Origin of the sequence: Paenibacillus oralis, from assembly GCF_003863965.1 — a bacterium.
GTDB classification, from domain to species: Bacteria; Bacillota; Bacilli; order Paenibacillales; family Paenibacillaceae; genus Fontibacillus; species Fontibacillus oralis.
On the sequence record NZ_RRCN01000001.1, the window covers coordinates 2,339,883 to 2,357,329 of the forward strand.

Annotated in this window: 15 protein-coding genes and 1 tRNA gene; 12 read left to right on the plus strand and 4 right to left on the minus strand. The window is 51.0% G+C overall.

The annotated features are described in order from the left end of the window. Window positions 1-20: 20 nt before the first annotated feature. From EHV15_RS10990 to EHV15_RS11025, 9 genes are all read left to right on the plus strand, one after another. Window positions 21-1,499, plus strand: coding sequence for a hypothetical protein (locus EHV15_RS10990; protein ID WP_128631232.1), 1,479 nt, complete (start codon window positions 21-23; stop codon window positions 1,497-1,499). An 11-nt stretch (window positions 1,500-1,510) separates the two neighbouring features. Beyond that, window positions 1,511-2,305 carry an ABC transporter permease gene (locus tag EHV15_RS10995; protein WP_178075819.1) on the plus strand — a complete coding sequence of 265 codons (795 nt, stop codon included), beginning with the start codon at window positions 1,511-1,513 and terminating at the stop codon, window positions 2,303-2,305. Between the two features lie 80 nt (window positions 2,306-2,385). Next, complete coding sequence (locus EHV15_RS11000; RefSeq protein WP_218571221.1) at window positions 2,386-3,114, plus strand: ABC transporter permease; 729 nt, start codon at window positions 2,386-2,388, stop codon at window positions 3,112-3,114. A 10-nt stretch (window positions 3,115-3,124) separates the two neighbouring features. Further along, window positions 3,125-4,135 (plus strand): ABC transporter ATP-binding protein, encoded by a 1,011-nt coding sequence (locus EHV15_RS11005; protein ID WP_128631235.1) that lies wholly within the window; start codon window positions 3,125-3,127, stop codon window positions 4,133-4,135. A gap of 175 nt (window positions 4,136-4,310) precedes the next feature. After that, window positions 4,311-4,405 (plus strand) — tRNA-Ser (locus EHV15_RS36450). 381 nt (window positions 4,406-4,786) lie between these two features. Beyond that, complete coding sequence (locus EHV15_RS11010; RefSeq protein WP_128631236.1) at window positions 4,787-6,304, plus strand: TROVE domain-containing protein; 1,518 nt, start codon at window positions 4,787-4,789, stop codon at window positions 6,302-6,304. A gap of 80 nt (window positions 6,305-6,384) precedes the next feature. Further along, window positions 6,385-7,179, plus strand: a complete 795-nt coding sequence (locus tag EHV15_RS11015) for a nucleotidyltransferase domain-containing protein (protein ID WP_128631237.1) — start codon at window positions 6,385-6,387, stop codon at window positions 7,177-7,179. A 31-nt stretch (window positions 7,180-7,210) separates the two neighbouring features. Continuing rightward, complete coding sequence (locus EHV15_RS11020; RefSeq protein ID WP_128631238.1) at window positions 7,211-8,476, plus strand: class I SAM-dependent methyltransferase; 1,266 nt, start codon at window positions 7,211-7,213, stop codon at window positions 8,474-8,476. A gap of 4 nt (window positions 8,477-8,480) precedes the next feature. Continuing rightward, entirely contained in the window at window positions 8,481-11,066 is a 2,586-nt protein-coding gene (locus EHV15_RS11025; RefSeq protein WP_128631239.1) for a metallophosphoesterase, read from the plus strand. Window positions 11,067-11,175: 109 nt separating this feature from the next. Here EHV15_RS11025 and mscL read toward each other — a convergent pair whose 3' ends face one another. The 3 genes from mscL to EHV15_RS11040 all read right to left on the minus strand — a co-directional run bounded on the left by mscL (window position 11,176) and on the right by EHV15_RS11040 (window position 12,954). Further along, window positions 11,176-11,559 (minus strand): large conductance mechanosensitive channel protein MscL, encoded by a 384-nt coding sequence (mscL, locus tag EHV15_RS11030; RefSeq protein ID WP_124333399.1) that lies wholly within the window; start codon window positions 11,557-11,559, stop codon window positions 11,176-11,178. A 194-nt stretch (window positions 11,560-11,753) separates the two neighbouring features. Beyond that, entirely contained in the window at window positions 11,754-12,416 is a 663-nt protein-coding gene (locus EHV15_RS11035) for a nitroreductase family protein (RefSeq protein ID WP_128631240.1), read from the minus strand. 133 nt (window positions 12,417-12,549) lie between these two features. After that, window positions 12,550-12,954, minus strand: a complete 405-nt coding sequence (locus EHV15_RS11040; RefSeq protein ID WP_128631241.1) for an RrF2 family transcriptional regulator — start codon at window positions 12,952-12,954, stop codon at window positions 12,550-12,552. A gap of 462 nt (window positions 12,955-13,416) precedes the next feature. On the opposite strand from EHV15_RS11040, the gene EHV15_RS11045 reads away from it, so the two are divergent. The 3 genes from EHV15_RS11045 to EHV15_RS11055 all read left to right on the plus strand — a co-directional run bounded on the left by EHV15_RS11045 (window position 13,417) and on the right by EHV15_RS11055 (window position 15,843). Continuing rightward, on the plus strand, window positions 13,417-13,989 hold the full coding sequence (locus EHV15_RS11045) for an RNA 2'-phosphotransferase (RefSeq protein WP_128631242.1): 573 nt from the start codon (window positions 13,417-13,419) through the stop codon (window positions 13,987-13,989). Window positions 13,990-14,077: 88 nt separating this feature from the next. Then, a complete protein-coding gene (locus tag EHV15_RS11050; protein ID WP_246061462.1) occupies window positions 14,078-14,869 on the plus strand; it encodes a TatD family hydrolase in 792 nt (263 codons plus the stop codon). A gap of 68 nt (window positions 14,870-14,937) precedes the next feature. Beyond that, the gene (locus EHV15_RS11055) at window positions 14,938-15,843 is read left to right on the plus strand and encodes an ADP-ribosylglycohydrolase family protein (RefSeq protein WP_246061463.1); all 906 of its coding nucleotides are present in this window, start codon (window positions 14,938-14,940) and stop codon (window positions 15,841-15,843) included. Window positions 15,844-16,150: 307 nt separating this feature from the next. Here the strand turns inward: EHV15_RS11055 and EHV15_RS11060 are convergent, their stop codons facing one another. Next, the gene (locus tag EHV15_RS11060) at window positions 16,151-17,302 is read right to left on the minus strand and encodes a DUF4261 domain-containing protein (RefSeq protein ID WP_128631244.1); all 1,152 of its coding nucleotides are present in this window, start codon (window positions 17,300-17,302) and stop codon (window positions 16,151-16,153) included. Window positions 17,303-17,447: the final 145 nt, after the last annotated feature.

Consider the following 17,447-nt stretch of genomic DNA (forward strand, 5'->3'; position numbering starts at 1 on the left):
TTTAAATAAGGAGATTGGCGATGGAAAATTCGTTGTTTTATGAATGGATTTTAGGCTGCCCTGACAGCAATTCCGAAAAAGTGCATCCTGTTAATGATCCTCCTGCGGAGATTCGCCGCTTTGTAAACACACATAAGCTCCATTCCTTTTTTTACGATAAGTTACAGGGCCGCGGGGAGCTACTAAATGGAATAAACCAGGATCTAGCCAATACGCTGAAAGAGATTGATTATACATTCCAGAGTCGTTGGAGCTTTTTACGGGATTTAAGCAAGGAGCTGCCATTTCCGCTCGTTGTAATCAAGGGTTTCAGCAACCACTTGTCGAGCAATGGCCGCATTCCGCTCAAAAAAAGCATGGATATCGATTTGTTATACGAGAATCCAAAATATTTAAAACAATGCTTGTTGAAAAACAATTTCGTTGAATTCAAGGGGGAAACAGAGCATGAGGAGGCTGATTTGTACAGGGGTAATCTCTATATCGACCTGCATAAATTAGTTCCTGTTATTACTTACCCGGATGATATCGATCAGGTCAAACACAATAATGACTTGACCCAAAACGGATTTCGCTTTATGAAGAAGTTGGACTATCAGGCTGTCGTCAAAAATTCTATTTTTGTTGATGATAATATCTTGGCTCCAAATGTTACCTTGAGCGTGTTGATTGCATGCGCAAATATTTTCAGAGATTATATTACCCGCATAGATAAACTTCCGGTTTTTAAGCTTGTAGAGCTGCTGGAGGTAAGAATGCTGCTAGACTTGCCGGAATATGACGAGTCTCTCCTCAAGGAATTGATCGAAGCTTTCGATGCCCATCATTCTATGGATTTTGCAGGATACGCGCTTGAACTTCTATACAACGTAAATCCGTTTAGGCGGTTATTGAGCCATTCCATGAACCGGTTTCCGCAAGTTCTATTTTGGAACTTCCATAGCTGGTTTTTCCCCGATGATTTAAAGCATACTTTACTAAACGACAAATTTAGTTATGTAATCGCACAATTAGCCGATAACGATTTTGATCTGAGAATAAATAAGAGAATAGCGGCCACAAATGATTCAGCCGATTTATCCAGTCGGTTATCAGCATTACAGGATATTCAGAAAAGCACAAATCATAAACGGCTGAGCTATACGTTAGTTGCTACCTTAATTATGGAAGGGTTGGAACTGAAACTAATGATTCATCATGTCAGTGCGCTTTCCGCTAAAGATATCATTAGTTTTGAATTCGGCTGCGACCGAAAAACTTTTTTTGGATGCACTGAGCGGGAAATCGATATTGGTACATCAACACAAATGGACACTGAAGAGGACATAAGATTGAATGAGGAGGAGGGATCATTGGAAGTCCGTCTATATCTTCCCAATTCCCAATTAGCACTAATCCAAGAAGACGGGAAATTGCCGTTAAATTTATATATTGAAAAGTATGAACATAGGATCGAATACAATTGTTTATGCCCTGTCCTTATCCGATTACCTTCTTAGGAGGGAAAGAGATGTCTCTTTTCTTAACCTACTTCCGACTTGCTTTTAAAGACAGATATGCCTATAAATTCGACTTTTATATTTCCATTATCGCAAGTATCATGGTTCTTTTTGTGCAAGTCAATGTTTGGCAAGCCCTATACCGCAGTTCCTCATTGAATACTAACACAGTTAATGTGGGGCAGATGATTACCTATGTTTTTATTTCCAGTGTTCTGTTTAATCTTACTCGTTCCGAGGCTGCCGGAAAGATTGGCCGGAAGGTTGAAGACGGCTCCATCGTGGCCGATTTTATACGGCCGGTAAATTTTAAAAACTATGTATTTGCTGAAGATTTGGGCAGTAATGTTTTTCAAGTTCTGTTTATTACGCTGCCCGCGGTGCTGATAGGGATTTTGTGTTATGGCGTTGAAATCCCTATATCCATGGACATGTGTATCCTCTTTCTGGGAAGCGTCCTTTTGGGTGTCCTTATCTCCTTTTATATCAAGTACATCATTGCTTTGTTTGTGTTTTGGCTGGAAACTTCCTGGTATATTCCGTTTTTTGTCGGCGCTGTTTTCGAGTTGTTTTCCGGTTCGACTATTCCGTTATGGTTTTACCCCGGTTGGCTGCAAAATATCAGTATGGTCTTACCCTTCCGCCTCACTTTTTTTGAACCAATCTCCATTTATTTGGGAAACAGGACATGGGGGGATGCATGGGGAATCATAGCTGTGCAATTTGTGTGGCTAATTGTCTTATATGTCTTTGAACGGCTTGTTTGGTGGAGAGCCAAGCAAAAAGTAGTTGTACACGGGGGTTAATATACATGCAGTACATATCTTTGTATATTAAGTTTATAAATCTGCGTCTACGGGGGATCCTGGAATACCGGAAAGCTTTCTTGATCGGAGTCACTGCACAGTTCGCTTCATATGGGGCGGAGTTTCTATTGGTTTGGATTGTAATCAACCGATTTCAAACGATTCAGGGTTGGCTTCCGGATCAAGTGATATTTTTGTACGGACTGAATCTGTGTTCATATGCATTAGCTGGCTTTTTCTTTTTTAGCATTAATTCCGGTTTACCGCTCATGATTAAAGAGGGGACTTTTGATGAGATACTGACAAAGCCATTAAACAGCTTTTTATACTTGTCCTGCCGCGAATTCAATACCGGATACCTAAGCCATTTGATATTATCCATCTTTGTGATCGGGCTGGCTTTTCAGCGGCTGCAACTCGAACTGACGTTTGTAGGCTTCGTATACTTGGTGCTTGTCTTGTTGGGCGGAGCTTTAATTCAAGGAGCGGGGCTTATTATTACGGCCGTCCCTTCATTTTGGTTTACGGAGAGCCGGGGGATTAGAGAGTTGTTGTTTTTTCAGGCGAAAAACTTCATTCGTTATCCGTTGTCCATTTATCATGGATTTATCCAGATACTCCTAACTCTGATTTTACCGTATGCGTTTATTAACTTTTATCCGGCACAATACTTTTTAAAAAAACAGGATTTTGGCTTTTTCAGTCCCGTATTTCAGTTTGTGACCCCCATCGTCGGACTTGTGTTATTTACACTCGCGTACGGGTTTTGGAGGGTTGGAATCAGAAGTTATCAAGGCACCGGATCATAGGAGGAGAACCATGTCATTAATTGAGGTCGAGCATGTAAGTAAGGCATTCCGCTTAATCAACCGTACCCCTAATCAAGGCCCTGCCATACTCTCTCTACTTAAACGTCAATACGAATGGAAAAAAGCTGTGGATGATATCTCTTTTTCGATTGGATCGGGGGAACTGGTGGGCTACATTGGGGCAAACGGTGCCGGGAAGTCAACCACTATTAAAATGTTGGCGGGAATTTTGGTGCCTACCGAAGGCTTGATTCGAGTTCAAGGAAAGGTTCCATGGAAAAATCGCCGGGAAAATGCCAGAAAAATCGGAGTAGTTTTTGGCCAACGTACCCAGCTTTATTGGAATTTACCGATGGAAGAGACTTTTGATTTATTTAGGATGATTTATAAAATTGACAAACGGCAATACCGCAAAAATTTTGAATTTTATATCGAATTGTTGGAAATGTCCTCCTTTCTGAAAACACCGGTCCGTCAATTAAGCCTGGGCCAAAGAATGCGCGCCGAAATTGTAGTTGCTTTATTGCATGACCCGGAAATCGTGTATCTTGATGAACCTACCATCGGATTGGATGTGGCCGTAAAGGCCAAAATCAGAGAGTTCATTCGTCAAGTAAACCAGGAAAAAAATACGACCTTTATTTTAACAACGCATGATATGAAGGACATTGATTACATATGTGATCGAATTATCACGATTGACCAAGGGAAGCTCATATTCGACGGTACCCTGAAACAATTTAAAAACCGATTTACCAACGGGCATCAACTGGTGGTAAAAGTCGGACAGCCTGACATATCCGTGAGCGACCCGCGTTTAGTGTTGTTACAAGACCAGGGGCTCCAAAAATCATTTCTTTTTCGTAAAGAAGAAATTAGTATTGTGGAGGCTTTGGCTCTTATCTCGAAGCAAACGGAGATTATCGACATTGAAATCAAAGAGCCTGAAATTGAGGATGCCGTAAAGCAACTTTATCAACATAAATCATCCGATCCACTTTTGGTTGAGATCAATCCATAATGATGGAGTGAAACATTAAATATAGCCCCTGCCCATAAAAAAGCGAAGTTGAAAAGCGTTTTTTCACACTTCTTTAAAATGGGACGGGGGCTATTTTTTTCTCTGTCGTAATACTTTCGCCATGTTCGCGGGCAACAATATGAGCGAAGATAGGTACACAAGGTCATCGCCGCAAGGCGAAGGCCGGCAGGTTAAAGATCGCCGAGGCGCCTGGACGGGATACTTCGCCTGTTAAGCGACTGGTCGTTGGTTCGAATCCAACTTCCGCCGGTTGGCGGAATAGCTCAGGGGTAGAGCAGTTTATGTGCCTGTCCGCCTTATTCTTCGAGCGAGCTTTAACCAAACGGGCAAAAACAAACGCGAGGCGCCAGAAAGGGTTACTTCGACTAGTTTAGGGAATTAGTATCCGATTGTGCCAAGCGGCACAAGGCAACCTTTTCGAAAAGCAGTTTCCCTTGCGTGCGTTTTGCCAAAACCGCATAACGCCGGTGAGGCGCCGGAATGGGTTACTTCGCATCCAAAGCGACCATTGGAATATCCGGGCAATATGGCAGGTTCGACTCCTGCACCGACCTATTCCACCAATTCTTCACCGGTGTTATCCATTTTGATTTGCCGTTTTCTTGTGAAAACGGGCAGGAGGTTTTAACCATGAGTTTCGCGCAAAAACTGTTCGGTTCCATGCGACCGACGACACGCAACAAAGACCATTACCCGGCTTATACGCGATCTGCGGAAGAGCAATACCTGCAGATCCTGCTGACCAATACAATGAGCAACACGTTTTATGCCGACCAAAATGAACTGCTGAGCGATGCGGAGCAACTGCATCACGAGATGGCAGCGGCAAACCCGACCTTTATGGCAAAAGCGATTGTGTATGCGCGCACCGCAGGCCTAATGCGATTGCAGCCGCTGTTTGGCCTGGCCGTGTTGTCCGCCTATCGTCCGGACCTGTTCGCGGGGATATTCCTCCAGGTAGTGCGTATCCCGTCCGACCTGTCCGACTTCTTGACGATCCTGAAGGGACAGGGCCGGGGCGAAGGCGGCCGCGCCGTCAAGCGCCAGGTGAACCGCTTCCTCGCCGAGGTGAGCGAATATTGGGCGCTGAAGTATAACGGCCGCGGCCGGGGCTACAGCCTGGGCGACGTGATCGCCACCGCCCATCCGAAGCCGGCGGACCTGAAGCAGCAGGCGCTGTTCCGCTACCTGCGCGGGCTGGAGGCCAACCTTGGCCTGCTGCCGCAGGTGGAGGCGCTGGAGCGTTTGAAGCAGGCCGAAGGCGAAAACGAGCAGATCGCCTGGATCGAACGCGGCAAGCTGCCGTACGAAACGGTGACCGGCGCGATCAAGCCGTCGAAGGCTGTCTGGGAGGCGCTGCTGTACCAGATGCCGACCTTCGCGCTGCTCCGCCATTTGAACACGCTAGACCGGGCGGGCGTGCTGGATGAGCAGCGGCATCTGGATTACGTGGTCGCGCGGCTGACCGACGCGGAGGCGCTGCGCAAAGCGCGCATCCTGCCGTTTCGCTTCGCTACGGCGTTCCGCCAAATAGAGCATCCGGAGCTGCGCGACGCGCTGCGGGACGCGGCCGATCTGACCTTCGGCAATCTGCCGGAGCTGGGCGACAACACCGCGATCTTTTTGGATATCTCCGGTTCGATGCAAGGACAGTATTTGGAGATCGGCGCGGTTTTTGCCTTGGCGCTGTATAAGAAGACGCGGGGGAACTCGCTGTTCTGGCTGTTCAACCACGAGGTCCACGACGCGAAACCTTCGAAGCGGGACAGCATTCTCGGGCAAGCCGAGCACATCCGCGCGAGCGGCGGGACGGATACCGGTGCGCCGGTCCGCAAGCTGCTGCAGGAGCGCAAGCGCGTGGATCAGATCATCATCATCACGGACGAACAGCAGAACAGCGGCAGTCCTTTTTATCAGGTACTGGCTCAGTACCGGGCCAAGGTGAACCCGGAAGTGAAGGCGTTTATCGTCGACATCGCCCCGTACCGCCATGCCCTGGTCCCGCAGACGGACCGCAATACGTTCTACATTTACGGCTGGAGCGACATGGTGTTGTCCTATATCGCCCAATCCATACACGGGTACGCCTCCATGACGGAGCAGGTCGCAACACTGGATTTGGACGCTTTGAGCAAACATAATAAATAGGTGACCGTACCTATAGAACGGCCATGGACGAGGAAGTCCATGGCCATACATATCAGTAATAGTAAGGAGAGTGACCTCCCATGACCAATCCATCCGACTTCCATCCAACGATCCTAAACGAGCTGCATAACATTGAACGGGAAGAAGGGGTGCGCATTCTGTACGCCTGCGAATCGGGGAGCAGGGCCTGGGGGTTTCCTTCGCGGGACAGCGATTATGATGTTCGCTTCCTCTATATCCGGCCGGCCGATTGGTATTTGTCGATCTACGAAGGCCGGGACGTGATCGAGCGCCCGATCAGCGACCAGCTCGATATCAACGGTTGGGATTTAAAAAAAGCGCTGGTTCTGTTTCACAAATCGAACCCGCCGTTGCTGGAATGGCTGCATTCGCCGATACAATATATGGAGCAATATTCCGCCGCCGAACAAATTCGCCGGATTTCCCCGTTAACTTTTTCGCCCAAATCCTGTATGTACCACTATCTTCAAATGGCAAAAGGAAACTTCCGGGGTTACCTGCAAGGGGAACGGGTGAAGCTCAAAAAATACTTCTACGTCCTGCGGCCGGTGTTGGCCTGCGGCTGGATCGAGAAATACGATACGATGCCGCCGGTGGAGTTTGAGGACTTGGTTCAGGACCTGGTCCCCGCGAATAGCGAGTTAATGGACACGATCCAACACCTGCTGGCCCGCAAGAAGGCCGGGGATGAGCTTGATATGGAGCCGAAGCTGCAGCCGATCCACACGTATTTGGAAGAGCGCCTGGCTTATTTCGAGCAAGCGGCCGCCAAGTTGCAGGCCCGGCAAGCCCAGCCCGACGTTGAACAACTGAACGGCATATTCCGCTCCACCCTGCATGAGGTCTGGGGGTAGCCGCAATTTAGTGAAGTCAGGAGGGATTCCCATGGCGATCATCCAGGTGAGGTCTACGAATCCGCAATTTTCTTTTTTGATCAAAAAAAATCCGCACTCCGGGATGCTGCTCCGCTCCATCCGCAAAGGCATGGCGTACGGCTGGTATACCGGCGAGCACACCTTTAACGTGTACTTTAAAGATGCCGACAACGACATTTCATATAAGCAGCACGAACAGGAGAACTTCGAGTATTTGAACGTATCGCGGTACAACACGCCGTTGTTCCCGCTGAACGCGATCGGCGAGTTTTTTTCCGCCCCGTTAAAAGCGCAGGATACGCGGGATACGGAGGGCTACGAGCATACTTTTTTCATCAATATGGTTCATATCGAGCGGGTCCGGTACATCGAATTTTTTGCCAAGCATCTGAAGGAATTTACGTTTGAAATTACCCATCAGGCCGATAAGAGTTACTCGCTCACCGTCAAGACGGGGAAAAGCCTGTACCTGCTGCTGCACACCGTCAGCGTATTGTGCTTGTTCCTGTCCATGTTCGGCAATGAGTATATCGATATCTCGGACAGCATTCTGGATAAGTACATCAAAAGCTTAAACGTGATCAACGCGCCGTTCTACATCCGCAGTTTGTTCGTACGGAACTTTCTTTCTTCCAGGGACCGCTTCAACAGGTACAAGGCGGAGCTGGAGAAGACAGACCGTTACGACATCCAGTTCGCCTATGGCGGTACGGCGCTGCAGCGGCGGAACTATATCGGAAACGCGCTGGCCTTCGACAAGTCGATTTTGGATGTGGGATGCGGGGAAGGCTTTTATGCGATTCCTTTTGCTGGAAAAATCGAGGGGACTTACTACGCGGTCGATATCAACGAGGAACTGCTGGCGGAAGTTGGGCGCAAGGCCGCTCGAAAAGAACTGGATAACCTCGTCACGTTCGCCTCAATCGATTACTTCCTGGAGAGTTACAACGGGGAGCAGGTCGATGTCATCCTCACCGAAGTGATTGAGCATATGAGCCAGGACGAGGCGGGGCGGCTGATCCGGCAAATTTGTGCGGAAGTCGATTTTGAGCGTTTCATCGTCACGACGCCCAACGCGGATTTCAACCGGTTTTACGAGCTGAGCGAATTCCGGCATGACGACCATAAATGGGAAATGGGCGAAGCCTCGTTCCGGCAGTGGATCGGCGAGGTGCTGCGGGATACGGAGCTGCATTTCGAATTTGTGGCCGTCGGGGACGGGGTCGACCATATCAAGACGACACAGGGCGTCATTCTCAAGAAAAAGGGGGCCTAAAGCGATGGAAATCCAAACCAAGGTCCATACGATTTTTATGCTGGTCGGTTCGACCGAATGCGGCAAAACCACCTTCGCCAAGGAAGTGCTGATGCCACGGCTGCGTTTTGAGGACGGAAGCCGGAATATCAAGGCTAACGTGCAGTATCTGTCCTCCGACGGGATTCGCCAGGAGCTCCTTGGATACGAATACGATAAATACGATCAAGTGATGCTGGAAGCGAGCGAGCAGGCTTTTCGCCTGCTGTTTGAAAGACTGAAGCTGGCGACCTCTTTTCCGATCAACGCGGAGTTTGTGGTGGTTGATACGACTGGGCTGTCCGAGGATTTCCGGGCGAAAGTGAAAGACATTGCCGTTCAGAACAATTACAACCTGGAGGTCATCGTCTTCGATTACCGCAAGCGGGAGGACTATTATGCCTCGGAGCGCTCCAAGAAGCTGATCACAAACCACATCAACCGGCTGAAAAAAGATGTCCTCGGCTCGCTGGCCCGCGAAGGTTACGGCAAAGTTCACAAGGTCCGTGCTAAAGATTTCTACCTTCCGGGTGAAGGAACAGCGAATCCGGAGTACCGCGTCGTGATCGAGAACCTTGACGATTACTTGAGCACCGTACTCCCGCAGGATCAGCAATATATCATCATCGGCGATGTGCACGAATGCGTGGACGATCTGCGGGGACTGCTGCGCGATCACGGGTACCGTCTGGAGGACGGCAAGCTGGTGGCGGCGGAGAAGCTGCGGCATACCAAGCTCGTTTTGGCGGGCGACTGGATCGACAAGGGCAAGCAAACGGAGGAAATCATCCGGTTTCTGCACGAGAACCGGGAGCATTTTTACTTTGTGTTGGGGAACCATGAGAACTTCGTCGACAAGTATTTGAAAGGCGAAATCAACGGCGTCGATCAGGAACTGCTGCATACGTATTTCGATTCGGTTCAGGTGCTGCGGCAGGATGCGGCGCTGCTGGACCGATTCCTGGAGCTGGTGGCGGCGTCGCAGCCGTTTTACCGCTATGTGGGGACCAAGGGACCATCCTTCTACGTTACTCATGCGCCGTGCCGGAATAAGTACATCGGCAAGCTGGATACGAACTCCGCCCGGCATCAGCGGAACTTCCGGATTGACCGGGAGGCGCCGCTGGAGGGGCAGCTGGCTTTTTTACAGGAGGAAGCGGTGAACAATCACCCCTACCATGTATTCGGGCACGTGGCAGCCAAGCAGCCATTCCGCATCCGCAACAAAATCCATATCGATACCGGCAGCGTACACGGCAACCTGCTGACTTCCGTCAGCATCTCGTATAAGCCGTTTTTGAAGTCGCGGAAGGCGGGGCGGGCGGCGATCGCCGAAGAGCTTCCATCGCTGTTTAAGGAAGAGCGGAAGGTGTCGGTCGGGGAACTTGGGGAAGAAGAACTGCGCCGGCTGCATTACTGCTCGCGGCACAAAATCAACTTCATCTCCGGCACGATGTCCCCGGCGGACAAGGACGAGGCGGCGAACGAGCTCGAATCCTTGGCGCGCGGACTGGATTATTTCAAGGAACGCGGCGTGGGGCAGGTCGTCCTGCAGCCGAAATATATGGGTTCGCGGTGCAATGTTTATTTGCATAAAGACCCGGAGCAATGTTTTGCCGTCAGCCGGAACGGCTACAAGGTGAACAAGGCGGACCTTTCGTCCATTTACGCTAAGCTGCTGGATAAATTCGGCGGGTATATGGAAGAACAGGGGATCGCCATGCTGATCCTGGACGGCGAGCTTTTGCCGTGGAAAGCGCTGGGCGAAGGGCTGATCGAGCGGCAGTTTAAGCCGATCGAGAAGGCGTTGGAAACGGAGCTTGCGTTCCTGGCGCAAACCGGGTTTGAACAGGCTTTTGCCAAGCTGAACAAGGAGTATGAGGCGAGCGGTTTTGAACGGGATCAGTTCCGTATGGCGAAATCCGATCTTAGTGAGAAGTATGGGCCGAGCGTTTACCAGAACTACAAGCCCATGCATGATATCCGCGAATCCCATGTTCCGCTGGCGGATCATTTGGAGGCTTACGCGACTTACAAGCGGCAGTTGGAGCTTTATGCGGAGGACGGGGCAATGGAGTATAAGGCTTTTGCCGTGCTGAAAATCGTCTATGAAGACGGCCGGGAGCAAGTGCCGGAGTGGAAGACGTCCGAGATGTACGGTTTTCTTTCCGCGGACGAGGCGCTTTCGCTCAATCTGTCCGAACCGGATTGCCTGGCGCGGGCGGAAAGCTACTTCGCCAAGCTGACGCTGGAGCAGCATATGGAGGGAGTCGTCATCAAACCGGAGGTGTGGAACGGCAAGACCGTGCCTTATATGAAGGTGCGCAATCCCGAGTACCTCTCCATCATCTACGGGTACGACTACAGGTTCCCGCACAAGTACCGCAAGCTGCTGAAGCAAAAGAACGTCAACCAGAAGCTGCGCACTTCGCTAAGCGAGTACCGGCTTGGGATGCAACTGCTCGGCGTACCTTTCGCCGACATATCGCCGGATCATACGGCGTATAAGGAAATCGCCGCCAATCTGCTGTTTGAGGTGGCGCAGGAGCGGGAGATCGATCCGCGGTTGTAACAAGCAAAAAAGAGTGCCCGAACGCGACAGATTGGTTGCTGCTCAAGGCACTCTTTTTTCGGCTGTGGTTGCTTTCATTTTCCATACAGTTGCTTCAGTTGCAGTTGTTCTACTCGACCTGCCGCTGTTTCAGCAAATCCCGGATTTCCGTCAGCAGCAGCTCTTCTTTGGACGGCGCCGGCGGCGCTTCGGGTTTCGGCTCTTCTTTGCGTTTCAGTTTATTGATGCCTTTAACAAACAGGAAAATCGAGAAGGAGACGATAAAGAAGTCGATGATGGTCTGAAGGAATGCACCGTATTTCAGGATTGTGTCGCCATATTGGAATTGCAGTCCTTTAAGGTCAATGCCGCCCATCAAAAGGCCGATCACCGGCATCAGCATGTCTTCTACCAGAGAGGTGACGATTTTCCCGAAAGCGGCGCCGACAATGACCCCGATGGCCAGATCCAGTACGTTGCCCTTAAGAGCAAAGGCTTTAAATTCTTTCCACATGGTTACCTAACCACCCTTTTCCGCGTATTACAGGCAGTATACCATGAGGGGGCGAGAGGTTGTCCAGCACAAGGTGCCTTGAAGCCCGGAAACTTTCGAGATTTCCCGCCAAAGCTCAGGCTTCGAGCGGGTACTAGGTAGCCCGCTGGAAATTTAACGGTTGCACCAGCCGCTATTTACGAAAAAAGCCCTTTTCATGCCTTAGGCATTTCGTTGAAGAAAGCGACATCCTCAATCGGCAATCTTACCGTCGGGTGTCCGGGCTTCGCCGCCTTACCGATGGCGATAAGCATAACAGGAGCGTATCTCTCCGGAATATCGAACGCTTCTACAAATTTAGCCTGGTCATAGCCGCCCATCGGGACCGTATCATAGCCTTTAGCGCGGGCGACAAGCATAAGCTGCATGGATACCAATCCACCGTCAATAGATACGGATCGGCGAATAGTCTCCTTAGGCATGCTCGCGAACATCCCTTGATAGCGTTCCACGAACGATTTAGCCGTCTCTGCAGGCATGTAACCCGCATCGACCGCCATTCCGTAAATTTTCTCGGCCAATTTATAACACTCCAAATCTCCGAGTACCGCAATGACAGCCGAAGCCTCAATCACCTGCTGCTGATTGAAGGCGATCGGAAGCAGTTTTTGCTTCAGCTCCTGCGAATCGATTACGAGAAACCGCCACGGCTGCAGATTGGCGCCTGAAGGAGCCAGCGTAGCTTGCTGCAAGATTTCGTTCATTTCCTCCCGCGAAATCTTTACCTCGGGATCATAGCTGCGGACGGACCGCCGCTCCTGAATAACGTTGAAAAACTGCTGCTGCTCTACCGTCTGGGACGATTGTGAAACGGACATGCTTCTCTCCTCCTTATAATTACTGTGCTATATTCAGGCACAGTATATATCAAAATAAAATGCAGTCGAATTTTAAACTGCAACTTAACTGAGTACAGTATATAACGTTCCGGCTCACATTGCAATCCGGTAATTATTCTTGCATCAAATCGGCTAACGTATGCTGCTTGAGCAGTTCGACAGCCTGCTTCTGCACTTCTCCCATAATCGCTTCGAGCTTTTGTTGGCCCGAGGCGCAGTCCTCTTGAACCTCTTGTTCGCAGCAATCCGATTTTACAGCCAAAAATATATCCGCCAGCGTAATTTGATCCGGACGGCGCTTCAGATAGTAGCCCCCATTCCGTCCTTCTCTCGCTTCGACAATACCGGTGTGCGTGAGCTGTGCCAATACCCTGCGGAGGAATGTGGCATGTGATTGGACATGGCTGGCAATGGCCGCGCTGGAAAGCGGTCTCTCGCATTTGGCAAGCAAGATCAGGGCATGCACGGCAATGCCGAAACGCGGCGGACCGATCTGGGCGCTCCGGTTAGATATCATAAAAATCCCTCCTGTTTACAGTGTATCGCAATCTCACAAAATATTTCTCCAAGCCCAGAAATACTTCTATCTCTGAAGGTTCCACGTTTCGTGTGCGTATTTGTCTGCGATTAGCTGCTTGACGAGCTGTTTCACTACAAAAAGTGAAAGAAGCAATCTCATCGGCCCTCGCAAAGCAGGGAGATTGCTTCTTTTGGATTATATTGAGCTATCGCATACGCCCAGTTGATGAGTTTTATTATACCCGCTATGTTGTTTCGTTTCAAAATATTTCTTAGCTTACGCAAGTTCATGCAATAATGCTTTGATTTTTGCTTAGCGTACGTTTTACACGATTATCTTGATGTCACCTACCTGACTTCCTCGCGGGAATGTAGTGTTAAACCAAACTTTCCTGACCAAACCGCCCTGGAAAGGTTATAATGCAATAAATGGAAGCAACTAGAAAGTGAAGTGATAACGATGTTAAATCCGGCGACGGAAAAAAGCCTAAGCAAGCTGATGAGCAAAATGCTCCGCCATACCCCCGAGGATTTCAGGCTTGTCCTCGATCCTGCGGACGGTTCATGTCCGGTGGATTCCCTTCTGAAAGCCATCCGGGCGCAGGCTAAGTGGTCACGGGTAAGCCGTGAAGATATCGATCAGGTAGTCCGCAATTCGGATAAGCAGCGCTTTGTGATCGAGGACAACCGGATTAGAGCAAGATACGGCCATAGTCATGACCGGGTAACTTACACCCCGGGCGAGCCTCCTGCCGTGCTGTACCATGGGACCAACAAATATGCCCTCCCGTCTATACTGAAAGGAGGGCTGCTGCCCATGAACCGGCAGTACGTGCATTTGTCGGAGGGGACTCATTTCGCCACGCTTGCGGGCAGCCGCAGAGGTGAGCTGGTTATTCTTAAAATAGACACACGAGACGCGGAGCGGCTTGGGGTTACTTTTTATTATGCCGGCAATGAAGTATGGCTGGCCGACCGGGTGCCGCCGGGATGCTGTACCGTTTGGAATCCACAGATACAGGGTGAAAAATGACAACAGGGAATGAATCGTAGAGCAAACGCCGAAGCAGCGGGGAAAGCCATGAGCTGATCGGCCTTAAGATAAGAAGGAGGGGTTAACTATGAACCCACCAATGACAACGATCGATATCGGCGTTAATTTGATGCACCGCTCGTTTCATCGCGATCGGGAGCAGGTGGTGGAGCGGGCGGCAGCCAAGGGCGTTGCGCCCCTGATTATCACCGGGACAAGCCTGCGAAGCAGTGAAGAAGCGGCGCGTTATGCGGCGGACCACCCGGGAAAACTGTACACTACGGCGGGTGTTCATCCCCATGACGCCAAGAGCTGCAACAAGGAGACGATAGAAAGGCTCAGACAATTGGCACAGCTTCCCCAGGTGGTTGCCATCGGGGAATGCGGCTTGGATTACAACCGGGATTTCTCCCCGCGCGATGTGCAGCGCAAATGGTTTGCCGAGCAGATTCGCTTGGCGCTCGAATTGAATCTGCCGCTGTTCCTGCATGAGCGGGAAGCTTCCGCCGACTTCACCTCGATCCTGAAGGAGCACGGGGTAAAAAAGGCGGTGGTCCACTGTTTTACGGGTACCGAGGCGGAACTGAAGACGTACCTTGCGCTGGGTTTCCATATCGGGATTACCGGCTGGATTTGCGATGAGCGGAGAGGACGCCATTTGCAGAACCTCGCCGCTATCATTCCGCCGGACCGGCTGATGATCGAGACGGATGCGCCGTTCCTCACCCCGCGGGATTTGAAGGACAAGCCGGCGGACCGGCGCAACGAGCCTGCATTTCTGCCGCATATTGTGGAGACGATCGCCCCCTGCACGGGCAGAAACGCGGCGGAGGTCGCCGAGATGACGACGCAAACCGCGAGGGAATTTTTCGGTATATGACGGCGTAAGTTGACGCCTGTGACCGCGAAATGTTTCAGTCTAAACTCGGAAAAAACGGGGGAGTTGCCGTGAACGAAGAAATTTTATACAGCAAAATCAAAGGCGGGTTGTACGGCGTGGCCGTGGGCGATGCGCTCGGCGGGACGACGGAGTTTATGAGCCCCAGGGAGATCAAGGCGCAGTACGGTTATTTGCGGGAGATCATCGGCGGCGGGGTGTGGCGGCTTGCGCCGGGGGAAGTGACCGACGATACGATGATGACGCTTTGCGTGGCTGAAGGCATTCTGGAAAATCCGGCCGAGCCGATGGAGCCCATCGGGCGTCTGTTCCTGGAATGGTACAATTCGAGGCCGAAGGACATCGGCAACATTATCCGCCACGTCTTCGAAAGCTACGAGGGCAACTGGTTTGAGGCCGCTTTTTACGCACACGCTGATCTGGGGCAAAGCGCCGGGAACGGTTCCCTGATGCGCTGCCTGCCTGTGGCTTTGGCTTACGGGGACAGCGCCGGCATGGAGCGGGTGACGCTCATGCAATCGAAGATGACGCACTACGATCCGCGCTGCGGTGAGGCCTGCCTGATCTATAACCGGATTGCCGGCCGCCTGCTCCGCGGTGAAGATTTAAGGTCCGCCATTTTCGCTGAAACGGCCGGGACGGAATATGAAGGCCTTTTTGAAACGGCCCCCGACTGCGAGCCGAGCGGTTTTGTCGTGCATACGTTCCGGTGGGTTCTCCATATTTTGCTGCAGAGCGCGGACTTTAGCGAAGTTGTGCAGCGGGCGGCCAATTTGGGCGGGGATTCCGATACGATCGGGGCCATCGCCGGGGGACTGGCGGGGATCCACTACGGCTACGAAGCGATTCCGGCCCAATACGCCGCGTCGATCCTGATTAAGGAAAGACTGGACCGTACCGTCTCCGGGTTATATTCACTGCGGACGTCTTCTTCCGAATACCATAGCGGGAAATAAGCACAACGACGCCTGCCGGGTATGAAAGTTCCCCAAGGGCTCGTACCACCATTAGTTGCAAAACGTACAACTAGATTTCAACGAAGAAGCGGATTCATATGCTTTAATTGCATTTCCTGCAACTACATCCAAATATCTGCGCCAGTTCTTCGAATCGCGCGGATTTAATTGCAGGATTCGCAATTAAACAAGCGCCCCGCTCCATTTTCCGATCAATAACTGTATCTTTTACAACTAGACCCGAAGCAGGATCACAAATTTTCATGAAAAAAGCAGGGGGCCTTCCCCCTGCCTTGAGCAACCGCTGTTAAAATTTGATTTTCAGGCTGTCGCCCTCAACATACACGCCTTCGGAGCGCGTTATCGGCAGCTTCTGCTCCGCCGTGAAGCCGATCGTTTCTCCGTCCCTAAGCGTGACGTCCCGATCGATGACATACCCGGCGAGGTCGATCAGGAAATCGCGCAGCTCGGCGGGCGGGGCCTGGCTGTCCAGCACTTCGATTTCATCCTTCCCGAACGACGCCAGTCCGTTCGTGTAACCGCTGATTCCTTTTTCGCCACCGACCAATCCGAAATGAATCAAATTAAGCAGGGGAATGGTGTCCTCCGACTTCATCACTTCCGCTAACTCCACAAAAAACTCCGGCTGAAAAACGGTACCGGACGTATAGATGCCAACCGCGTTCGGCAGCTTCAAACAGCTTGCCGCCAGTTTGGCGTACATTTTGCCGCACTCAAGCGGGGAGACGGAGCGGGGAAACGTGGCCACAATGATTTGAGCCACATGCGTTTTGGTTACCTCCACCGCCTCGCGCCACATATAGTTGCCTTGGGCATGGAACTCGGCTTCTCCGTTCGGTACGGGAGCGTCGACAAAGCTGACGGCCAAGGTGCAGCCCTCCGCTTCAAAAACCAAGGTGCCTTCTTTATCCTTTTCAGGGTATTCTTGTTCATCCTCGTCCTGTGAGTAGGTGATATTCCAATCCTGCAACAGGTTGGCCTTAATCAACTCCAGGTCGCATTCATGGGTATTCAGCAGCACGAACCCATTAAAAATTCCGGAGGATGTTTCGTCTTCTTCATTGCCGGCAGAGCCGTCCGCCTGAGCCTGAACTTGCGCTTCCGCGGCCTCCAGTTCCGCCGCCCGCTTCATCCAATATTCGCGGATCATCTCGACCATGGCGATCGCTTCCTGCTCGGCCGTGGCCGGATCATAGGGCTGCATTTCGCTGAAGATATGGCCGCAATGCTCGGTATCGGACGGATCTTCATAGCCGCCGCATACGCCCAGGAGCCACTTGCCGAGCAAGTTTTTTTTGTACTTGAACATGTAGTAGTGCATGCTGTGCAAATCAAATTCCCCGGCGATTTCGATTTTGCTGGGTTCCCGGCCGAGCTCGTTTTCATGCGCCAGCCAACCCGCCATCGATGCCATGGCCGCCTGCTGTTGAGGTGTCATTCATTCCTCTCCTTCGTGAGTGAAAATACTCTCTAAAGGTATATTCTACCAACCCGAGAGAAACAGTTCAATGCTTCATCAGACCTCCATTAGAACTATGGAATTTCATGGGAACGTATAGTATCCTTAACTCTGGCACGCAACC